Raw genomic sequence first — 9,851 nt, 5'->3', positions numbered from 1 at the left:
GTCATCCGGTCGGGGCTTCTGCATCAGGATGTCCACCTACCGGCGGGTAAAGGATCTTCAGTCGGATCTTTCCGTCTATCGCACCACGACGGGGCCGCTTGGTGAATATCATGTGAGCATCTGGTCAACATGGCCCAAGAGGCGGTTACTACATGCCCGCTGAACCCTCAAACGCCCCACGCCGCCGCTTCAACTCCTCCGAGCGCGGCGCACTCTTCCTCGCGGCGGACGGACGCTGCGGAGAATGCCGAGCCCCCCTCGAATCCGGATGGCACGGGGACCACGTGTCCCCGTACTCCGCCGGCGGCGACACCGACGTCCTCAACGGGCAAGCCCTCTGCCCGGCATGCAACCTAAGGAAAGGCTCCAAACAGCAGATGCAGCTCCGCCAATGGCAGCGACGTGCCGTGGACGCCTTCTACGCCTCCAACTCCCAAAACTTTCTGGTCTCCGCAACGCCAGGTGCAGGGAAGACCAAGTTCTCCCTGCACCTCGCCAAGGAGCTCATGCAGCAAGGTGTGGTCGAACGCGTCGCAGTAGTAGCCCCGTCAGACAACCTGCGGAGCCAATGGGCAGATGAAGCCGCCGCGGCCGGCCTCAAGCTCTACCCCGTCCCGCCCGGAGACAGCGACGGGTACAGCAAGGCTGGATACGTCGGCACCGTCGTCACCTACCAGCAGATGCTCGGCACGGGTGGAAGCCTTACGCGCCACGCCATGCGGAAGCCGACCTTCGTCATCCTCGACGAGATCCACCACGCTGGGGACAACAAGTCCTGGGGGGAGGCCCTCCAGCTCGCGGTCGAGCCCGCTGTCCACCGACTGTGCCTCACTGGCACACCGTGGAGGCGCGACGCAACTTCCCCCATCCCCTTCGTCCGCTATGACGGCGACGGAACGGTGGCGGTCGACTACGCCTACGAGTACGGCGCAGCCGTGGCCGACGGGGTCTGTCGGCGCATCGAGTTCCACGCCTACGACGGCGAAGCCAGGTGGACGGACCCAGCGCGCCTGAAGCGCACCACGTTCGAGGAGAACGGTAAGTCCGATGTCAGCGTCGAGTTCACTGCGAAACTCGGCGCCAACATGCCGGATGAGGACGTTTCGGCGGCCCTCGACACCGTTTACGAGCCGAAGTACGCCTGGATGCCGTCGATCCTGGCGCAGGCTAACGAGATGCTGGGCGAGCTCCGAGAGGATGTTCCGGACGCGGCCGGGCTGGTCATCGCCGAGCGGCAATGGCACGCGAAGGGCTACGCAGACCTCCTGGAGCAAATCACCGGGATGCGACCGCCAGTTGTCGTCTCCGATCCAAAGAGTGACCCGGGTAGTCGCATCGCGAAGGCGCAAATCGATCACTTCCGGAAGGGCACCGGGCGCTGGATCGTCGCCGTCAAGATGATCTCCGAAGGTGTCGACATCCCGCGCCTCGCCGTCGGCGTCTACGCCTCCAAGACGCAGACCCCACTCTTCTACCGGCAGGTCGTCGGACGCTTCGTCCGCACCCGCCCCGACGAGGAGATCAACGCCCGACTGCTGATCCCCGCAGTGCCCGAGTTGATGCGGCACGCTCGCGAGATCGAGGAAGAGCTGCGGCATCAGCTGGAGATCGCTGCCCAAGAGGACGAGAAGGCCCAGAAGGAGGGGGACGGCACGAAAGGGCAAGGCATGCTCGACTTCCGAACCCCGCTGTCGGCATCGGAGTCAGTGTTCGACCGCGCCATTCTCCGTGGCGATGAGGTCTCGGCGGAGGAGCTGGCAGCAGCCCAGCAGAAGGCCCAAGAGCTGGGCATTCCGCGTGCGTTCGCAGCCAACCTGGTCCCCCTACTGCGCGCCCAGAGTGCCCAGGCCGAGACGGTCGCAGATGCCCAGGAGGCGCCTGCGCCTGCGCCTGTCAGTGCGATGGAGATCCCGCACTACCGGCGAGAGAAGCTTCTGCGGCAGGAAGTCGAGACTCTCGCCCGGAAGCTCGCCTACCGCCGGAAGCGGCCCCCCAAGGACATCAACATCGACCTACTGAAGGCGGGCCACCCGAAGCGCTCCAAGGCCACTGTCGAAGAGCTGGAGAAGATGCGCCAAACCCTCGCCGAGTGGCTGGGGGGAGCGTGACGTCCAACCTGCGGGCGAACGCTGCTCTCGTGGAGGCGCTTGGATCGGCCCTTCGTGAGGGGGAGCACGGCCTCAAGACGGGGCCTGCCCTGCTGGTTCGAGTCCTTCGCGAGGAATCGTGGCGCTCCTTTGTGACGCAGCGGGGCGAGCGGGTCGAACATGAGCGGTTCGAGCAGTTCGTGGTGGCGGCTCCACTCAAAGGCTTGGGTGCTTCGATGCGGCTGATCGGGAAGCTGATCGACGGAATCGAGGAGTCCGGCGGGAGAGCTGAAGCCCGGGATCTGCTGGATCGAGCTAGCGGTAGTTACCAGGGGAGGCGAGTCGACCTCTTGGATAAGATACAAGAAGTGCCTCCAGGGGTGGCGCCGACAGGGACATCGCGGGAGGCCGGCTTGCGCCGCCTTCGCAAAGACCGCCCGGACCTTCACGCTGAGGTACTTGCCGGCCACCTTTCCACTCATGCCGCGATGGTGAGGGCAGGTTTCCGCCGGAAGCTCGTCTCCGTGCCCGTGGACAAGCCCGAGAGCGCCGCCCAGGCGCTCCGCCGGAACATGGACCCCGAGGCTGTGGCCCAGCTCGCCAAGCTTCTGGCTGAAGAGGCCTGACGGCAGTTTCGTACCGAGGCCCCTCACCCCAATTGGGGTGAGGGGCCTCGGTACGTCTGGGGGCGTCAGCGAGGGAGGGCCTCGTCGAGGTAGTCCTGCACGGGCCCGAACAGCCCCCACGGCACGTACTCCGCGATCTCGCCGTGCCTGATCCACGCCACCGCGGCGATCTCTTCGGCATCTCCGACGATCGCGTCGCCGGAGATCAGCTCGCACGCCACATACGACATCGGCACCCCCGTCTGCGGGTGCACCCGGTCGCCGAGGACCCGCACGGCCTTGACCTCCAGGCCGACCTCCTCCGCCGTCTCCCGCACCGCAGCCTGCTCCGGGGACTCGCCCGCCTCGATGCCGCCGCCGGGGAACGCCCACAGCAGCTTCCCCTCCCGCTGCCGTCGCCGGATCATCAGCACCTTTCCACCGTCCACGATGATCGCCGTGGAGACGGGGGGCTGCACACTCTGCTCGGTCACGCTGCCTCCAAGGCACTCAAGATCGGCGGGAAGATGTTCTCGGCAGGGATGAAACGGGTCAGCGCGGCGAGCGGCACCCAGGTGACGTCCATGTTCTCGACCGCGTCCAGGTTGCTGGCCTCGCCGGCGAGATAGTCGCAGAGGACGTAGCTGGCCAGCACTCTGGTTTTCGGGTGGACCCTCGTGCCGAGCTCCTCGCGGACCGCGACATGCACCCCGGTCTCCGCGTGGGTTTCCTGCACCGCCACGGTGGTGGCTGCGGCGCCGGGCTTGCACATCCCGGCGGGGAACTGCCAGCTGAGCGCGTCGTCGCCGCGCCGGCACACCAGGAGCACCTCGGTGCCGCGCAGCACCACGGCGATAGCAACCCGGAGCGCCTGCGTCTCCGCCTCGGCGGGTTCCTCGGGCGGGCGGGACAGAAGGGTGAAGCGGCGTCTCACGTGTTCGTTGGCCCTCTCGTAGGTGGTGTCGAGGGCCTGCTGCATCTCGGTGCGCGGCACGATCTCCGGGTTCCTGTGCCAGCCGGCGACTGTGCGAACCGCGACACCGAGCTTGGCGGCGAAGCTCTCGTTCGTCATGCGGAGCGCGGCCTGCAAGGCGCAGGCGGTGCGGCCGGTCCACGTGGTGACGTTCACTATCCGGCTCCCCGGGTCGTGGCGCTGCGGTTCTGCATCACTGCTGCACTGCTACTGCACTAGGGGCCGATCCGGTGCACTGCCACCGCACTGGCGGTTCATGTTCCGGTAAGTCGGCCGCCGGTTGACTTGAGGGCATGACAGGGACTCCTCCCGATCGGAGCTCAGGCCTTTCGCTGCCGGTCGATCTCGTCGGCAATCTTCCGCGCCCACTCACGGCTGTAGGGGGTGTGCTCCGCGATCGACGTCAACGGCACGCCAGCGGCACGTGCGTCGGCGACGAGCTCGTCGAGCTGGCGACGCGTCTTCTCGTGCGCCGAGCTGGCTCGGTCAAGCCGTCGCAGCCATGGCTGCCGTTCCTTCTCGTCGAGCCTCGCGGGCGTACCTGTCATGTCCGGAATGGTCTCACGTTCTACCGCCAACTGAATAGGCGCTCGCCGTCGAACTCGAAGCGCCAACTTAGTTGCACTCCTCGCCCTCGCTGTGCCACTATCGAAGTGCCAAGAAAGTTGGCAGTCACTCTCCGGAGGGAAGACCCCGCCATGCCCAAGCTCGCCACCGCGAACCGCAGCACCACCGACCACCCGATGTCGCAGGCGGACGTCGACGCCCACCGAGAATCGACCCACTACCGCCGCCCGACTGTCGTCTCCCAGGAGTCCCCGACTCCGCCCACGGACCCGGCTGCTCGCCGCCGGTTCGTGCAGCAGCGGCAGTGGTGACCGGTCGTGTTCGGGTCTGCTGACTTGTGTCCCGCTGACCGTGACACCCGGCTCCGCTTGGACCGCATCAAGCGGGATGCGGAGGACGCCGAGGCCGCCCGGCTGAAGCGTGAGGCCGCTGTGAAGGCGCGCACTACCCACTGACCGCCGTGCTGGCGGGGATGACCGAACCCCCGCGGCCTCCGCCAGCACGGCTTCCCACCCCCCTCATCTCCCCATTACCTACTCGAAGGGCACATCCATGTCTCCGTTCGTTTCCTCCGTGACCGATCTGTTCTCCGGCGACCTCGCCACCGTGTCCGCCGAGATCCACAACCTGCGGGCCGCGCTCCTCACCTCGGACGTCCAGGTGACGTGGGAGGAGGCGGAGGGTCTGTCGCCGGGGGAGATCGTCACCCGGTACGTGACGGCCTGCGGTGACCACGGCGCCCGGTACTGGCTGCGGACTCTGGCGGCCGAGCACGACGCGGGGCAGCGGTTCGGGCCGCGGCTGATCGACGAGCTGGACCAGATCGACGGGCTGAACACCCCGGCCGCCGCCTGACCCCCGGCCTGCCCTGTCGCCCCCAACCCCCCGCCGGTTGGTGGCGGCGGAGTGGCCCGGAACAGCCGGACCCGACCCGAGGAGAACCCCATGCCCGAGCAGACCACCACCACCGGCGGTTTTGTGACCACTGAGCGGACCGCCCCCGACACCGTCACCACCGTGATCGTCACCACCGAGGGTGCCACCGCCCACGACTGCCCCGGCGGCCTCACCGCAGACGACCTCGTCGACTAACCCGGCCCGCCGTCAACCGGCAGGTCACCGCCGCCCAGCAGCCCAACAAGGCGACGGGCGGGGACACCAGCCGGATCGCGGCCGCCCTCACCGAGGCCCGGGAAGCCGCGATCACCGCCACCGCCCAGTAGCCGCCGCGCACTTACCCGAGAGAAAGGACACCGACCGCCGTGACGACCAGCTCGCCCCAGGTGAACGGCCACCGCCGCCGCATCCCCGTGATCACGGAATGGCAGACGCTCCTGACGCCTGCCGAGGAGCCGGTCGCCACACCCGCCCTCCAGGCCCAGCCCGAGCTGGCTCTGCCCGCCGTCGACCTCGTCGCGCAGGCCGAAGCGGACGCGATCCGCACCAAGGCATACGCCGACGCCGAGGAGCAGCGCATCGCCGCTGAAGCTGAGGCGAAGGCCATCGAGATCAAGGCCGAGGCCGAGGCCGAGAAGCTGCGTTTGGCGAACGAACGGCAGGCCATGCGGCTGGAGCGCGACCGCGCCGAGCACGAAGCCCACCTCGAAGACGTACAGCGCAAGCGCGACAAGGCCGCGCGGGAGGAGGCAGCTGAGAAGGCCGCCGCAGCTGAGGCCAAGCAGTCCGAGGCCAACGACGCGCAGAAGATCGGCAAATCCGCGAGCCTATGGCGGAACACCGCCCTCGGCTTCGCGATCATGTGCGCGATCGTCGCCCTGCCCGTCCAGATGTCCGCGTTCTACAACCCCGACGCCAAGTGGCTCCTTGCCGTCCCGATCATGCTCGAAGCAGGAGCATGGGTCATCCTCGCCGGCGCGGCAGCAGCTGTTGCTGCGCACCGCCCGCACTGGCACTACCGGCTCATCGCCTGGGCACTCGCCTTCGTTGCCGCAGGGATCAACCTCGTCCACGGCCTTGAGCACTTCGACCCTGCCACCGCGATCGGCACCGCGTTCGCGTCGCTCGCCGGCCCCGGGGTGTGGGACCTCCACGAGCACGGGCGGATCCGGCGCCGGGACGGTGTGCCCACCCGGCGAGAGCGGCGGGCGGCGAAGAAGGCGGAGAAGAAGCAGGCTGCCGAGCAGGCCGCAGCGAAGCTGTTCGAAGCCGAGCGGCAGGCCCACTTGGAGAACGCCGCACGCGACACCGCCACCAAGCTGGACGCCGACCGCAAGCGCCTGTTCCCGAAGGTCCACCAAGAGGCACTGAAGCTCGCCGCAGACCTCGGCGAAACGGTAATCACCCCGACCATCTGGAAGCAGGCCAAGCGCAACGTCGAGGGCACCGATCCGGGCGAGTCCGCCGACACGATCCGCATGCGGAACGCCGCCGAAATGAGGGTCGAGGCGGCCCGTATCAAGAAGCCCGTCAGCACCCTCAGCAAGACCATGAACGCCCAGCGTGGCGCCCATCTCCCCCCTGCGTCCACGAAGCCCCGGCCGAAGCCCATTCCGCCCCGGCGGAGGCGCGGTGACAGCACCCCGTTTCACCCCGCCGCGAAGCGCCTCGCAGCCGACACCGCACGCCGTTCCGTGACCACCCGAATCAACCCCGAGGAGAACTGAGATGAGCACTCCCGCCGAGCAGGTCCGCAACTTCACCCAGCACCAGGCCGGTCAACCTTTCACCGCCCCGCCCCGGCCCCGCACTGCCCCCTCGAACGGCTCTCACCCGGGCGGTGTGAACAACTCGAAGAACCGCACCGGTGGCGGCTTCAACCCGTCCATCGGACTCGCCGTGAACAAGACCATCGTGAACGGTAAGACGGGCGTCGGAGCGGCGCCTGGTGGAGGCACCGGCGGGAAAGTGCCCGGCTCCGACTTCATGTCGAACGAGGACATCCGCGCGTTCTGCGAGTACCTCCGCAAGGAGTCCCGGAACCGGGCCACCGAGCGGGCGATGGACGCCGACCACCTCGAAGCCGTCCTCCGCACCATCCCCGACGCCGCAGGCAGCCTCCACGGATCGCGTGCCCGCGCCCGACGGGTGTCCCGGTGGCTGAAGAAGGTCGCCGCCGCCGAGAAGGCCATCCAGAGGTACTCCGCCATGGTGTACGGCACGTTCGAGCGGGAGTACGAGTCTGACCTGCGGAAGGTCGGCAAGGGCCGCAACCAGCCGCCGCGAGCCACCAAGTTCGGCTGGCGCTAACCGCCAGCCACCCCGTCTTCCCGAAGGAGCCCAACCGTGAAGCAGACCTGGACCGCCACCACCATCGCTGAAGCCATCAACCTCCTCGACGCCGCGACGAAGCAACTCGAAGCGCAGGCACTCGCCCTGGAGCCCGGCGGGTTCCACGAGCGCAAGGAAGCCGAACGTGCGACCCCCGTCCACCTCGCCATCGAGTTCGACCTCACTGAACTCACCCGGCGTATCGCAGACAAGCACCAGGCCCGAGCCCTCAACGGCTAACCGCCCCACCCAACCAGGAGAACACCCGTGGCTGACAGCCAGAAGGCCGACCTGTGGAAGGCCATCAAGCACCCCCGCATGAGGCCCTGGCTGACCGTCGCCGCAGAGGTCCCCGCCACCTTCGCCGCCCACCACTACTGGGGTGACTCCGTCCCCGCAGCGATCGGCCTCACCGTCGCCGCCGGAGTGCTGACCGCCGCCACGTGGTGGGCGGCGGAGGGGACCCGGCCCGGTCGGCGTATCCACGCCACCCTGTCGACCGGCCTCGGCACCTCCTATCTCGTCGTCGGCACCGCGGTCGGCCCGTTCGACCCGGCGCTCGCCTCGACCCTCGTCATCGGCGGGGCCGTGGCCGCCGGGTCGTGGAACATCCGCCAGGCGTTGCGCGTCAACGTCGACCCCCAGAAGGCAGGCGGCAGCGCCGAGACCGGTGTTCTCGTCAAGGCCATCGGCGACGCCAAGGTCGCCCTCCGCGGCAAGCCGAAGATCGAACCCAACAAGGTCACCGCACCCCTCCAGCTCGCAGCCGGGCAGGTCACCTCCGACGACCTCGGCAACCGCATCAAGCACATCGCCGGCGAACTCGGTGTTTCCCCGACCAGCATCCGCGTCATCCCCGACCCCGACGACGCGGCCCGCGCCACCCTCGTCGTCGTCCCCAAGGACGAACTGAAGCAGCCGACCCCGTGGCCTGGCCCGTCCAGCCCGGGCGGCAGCATCACCGAGCCCATCGTCATCGGGATCTACGAAGACGGGCAGCCGGCCCACCTATGGCTACCCGCGGGCCCGGGACGCAACGCCACGCACTACCTGGCCGCCGGGATGAACGGCTCCGCCAAATCCACAGGCCTGTCCGTCGTCGCCGTAGAAGTGCTCTCCAGGTGCGACGTCGTCATGTGGGCGGTTGACCCCTCCAAGGGCATGCAGACCTTCGCCGCGTTCCTGCCCTACCTCGACTGGGTCGAAATGACCGAGACAGGAGGCAACACGATGATCGACGCCCTCACCCAGGTCATCACCGCCCGAGCCAACGAGCTGGGACGCCACGGCTTCAAGAACTGGACGCCGGAAGCGTTCGAAAAGCTCGGCATGCCGTACATGGTCGTGTGGATCGAGGAAGCGGCCAAGTTCTTCCGCAACGGCACCGAAATGGAGGGCTTGGTCATGGAGGCCCGGTCCGCCGGGATCAGCGTCGAGATCAGCCTCCAGCGGCCCTCCGCCACCAGCATGCCGACCGATGTCCGCGAGCAGCTCGGCGGTGTCCTCTGCTTCGGCGTGAAGGGCTCCACCACCGCCGACATGGCCCTCCCGGACGATGTGCGTGACGCTGGCGCCCGCCCCGAGGCATGGGAGAACCGGAAACCCGGCTACTGCTACCTGGTCGCCCCCGGTGTCGACGAAGACCGCTACGCCACCCCGCTCCGCACCTACCTCATCGACGACGACCAGATCACCGGAGTCCTTTCCGTCCTGCCACACACACCCGCCCTCGACGCCGTCACCGCGGCCGCAGCCGGCGACGCCTACGCCAACCGCACCCGATACGACGCTGACACCCCCCTGACCAGCAATGACACCGACAGGCAGGAGACCGTCCTCATGACCAAGGCGGACAATGAGCACGCCGAGAAGGCGCTGATCGAGAAGCAAGTCGACCGCGAGATCGACGCCATGGTCGGCGACGACCCCGACGACGACGGGTACGTGCCCGACATCGACGCCGACCAGGAGATCGCACCGCCCGCCGAGACCTGGTCGTTCGGGCACGCCCAGGCGCCCGTTGAGGAGAAGAGCCCCGAGGCCGGCATGGACGCCCTGATGGTCATGCTCAACGAATTCCGGTCCGAGGAAAGGGAGTTCATCGGCCCGAAGGACTTCGGCCCGTTCGGGAAGGGGGAGCGCATCGGAAGGGCTCGTTCCTGGGTGTCAGGAGCCCTGGGGGACCTGTCAGATGCCGGGGTTCACCTGTCAGAAACGGATCAGCCCGGGGTCTACCGGCTGCTGAACCCGGTGCTGAGCGAGGTCTGACACCTCGGGGTGTCAGCTCTGACACCCCTTCTGACCTGCGGTGACACCGTCTGACACCGGTTCTGACACCTCAGGGGTGTCAGAACCGGTGTCAGAGCCCCTCAGGAGGGCCGATCTCTATAG

The 9,851-nt window shown here is 68.0% G+C and carries 12 protein-coding genes; 9 read left to right on the top strand and 3 right to left on the bottom strand.

Annotation, left to right across the window (positions count from 1 at the left end):
- The first annotated feature begins 152 nt into the window (after positions 1-152).
- Both GTY67_RS13525 and GTY67_RS13520 read left to right on the top strand, forming a co-directional pair.
- A complete protein-coding gene (locus tag GTY67_RS13525; RefSeq protein WP_237502609.1) occupies positions 153-2,108 on the top strand; it encodes a DEAD/DEAH box helicase family protein in 1,956 nt (651 codons plus the stop codon).
- Entirely contained in the window at positions 2,105-2,713 is a 609-nt protein-coding gene (locus tag GTY67_RS13520) for a hypothetical protein (RefSeq protein WP_161278859.1), read from the top strand. The genes GTY67_RS13525 and GTY67_RS13520 overlap by 4 nt, the downstream gene beginning before the upstream one ends.
- A gap of 65 nt (positions 2,714-2,778) precedes the next feature.
- Here the strand turns inward: GTY67_RS13520 and GTY67_RS13515 are convergent, their stop codons facing one another.
- From GTY67_RS13515 to GTY67_RS13505, 3 genes are all read right to left on the bottom strand, one after another.
- Complete coding sequence (locus GTY67_RS13515; protein ID WP_161278858.1) at positions 2,779-3,186, bottom strand: NUDIX hydrolase; 408 nt, start codon at positions 3,184-3,186, stop codon at positions 2,779-2,781.
- Entirely contained in the window at positions 3,183-3,764 is a 582-nt protein-coding gene (locus tag GTY67_RS13510) for an NUDIX hydrolase (RefSeq protein WP_161280069.1), read from the bottom strand. Before GTY67_RS13510 ends, GTY67_RS13515 begins: the two co-directional genes overlap by 4 nt.
- Positions 3,765-3,985: 221 nt before the next feature.
- Positions 3,986-4,213: a DUF3783 domain-containing protein gene (locus tag GTY67_RS13505; protein ID WP_030732601.1), complete on the bottom strand. Its 228-nt coding sequence runs from the start codon at positions 4,211-4,213 to the stop codon at positions 3,986-3,988.
- Positions 4,214-4,363: 150 nt separating this feature from the next.
- On the opposite strand from GTY67_RS13505, the gene GTY67_RS13500 reads away from it, so the two are divergent.
- From GTY67_RS13500 to traB, 7 genes are all read left to right on the top strand, one after another.
- Positions 4,364-4,543, top strand: coding sequence for a hypothetical protein (locus tag GTY67_RS13500; protein WP_161278857.1), 180 nt, complete (start codon positions 4,364-4,366; stop codon positions 4,541-4,543).
- A 241-nt stretch (positions 4,544-4,784) separates the two neighbouring features.
- Positions 4,785-5,087, top strand: coding sequence for a hypothetical protein (locus tag GTY67_RS13495; protein ID WP_237502608.1), 303 nt, complete (start codon positions 4,785-4,787; stop codon positions 5,085-5,087).
- A 90-nt stretch (positions 5,088-5,177) separates the two neighbouring features.
- Positions 5,178-5,324 (top strand): hypothetical protein, encoded by a 147-nt coding sequence (locus GTY67_RS13490; protein WP_161278855.1) that lies wholly within the window; start codon positions 5,178-5,180, stop codon positions 5,322-5,324.
- Positions 5,325-5,494: 170 nt separating this feature from the next.
- Positions 5,495-6,856 carry a hypothetical protein gene (locus GTY67_RS13485; protein ID WP_161278854.1) on the top strand — a complete coding sequence of 454 codons (1,362 nt, stop codon included), beginning with the start codon at positions 5,495-5,497 and terminating at the stop codon, positions 6,854-6,856.
- Position 6,857: 1 nt separating this feature from the next.
- The gene (gene traA, locus GTY67_RS13480; RefSeq protein ID WP_161278853.1) at positions 6,858-7,439 is read left to right on the top strand and encodes a plasmid transfer protein TraA; all 582 of its coding nucleotides are present in this window, start codon (positions 6,858-6,860) and stop codon (positions 7,437-7,439) included.
- 36 nt (positions 7,440-7,475) lie between these two features.
- Entirely contained in the window at positions 7,476-7,700 is a 225-nt protein-coding gene (locus GTY67_RS13475; RefSeq protein ID WP_161278852.1) for a hypothetical protein, read from the top strand.
- Between the two features lie 27 nt (positions 7,701-7,727).
- A complete protein-coding gene (gene traB, locus GTY67_RS13470; protein WP_161278851.1) occupies positions 7,728-9,728 on the top strand; it encodes a plasmid transfer protein TraB in 2,001 nt (666 codons plus the stop codon).
- The last annotated feature ends 123 nt before the right edge of the window (positions 9,729-9,851 follow it).

The sequence above is a fragment of the Streptomyces sp. SID8374 genome, assembly GCF_009865135.1.
GTDB lineage: Bacteria > Actinomycetota > Actinomycetes > Streptomycetales > Streptomycetaceae > Streptomyces.
Note: the sequence above shows the minus strand (reverse complement) of the source record. Positions and strands in the feature narration are given on the sequence as shown.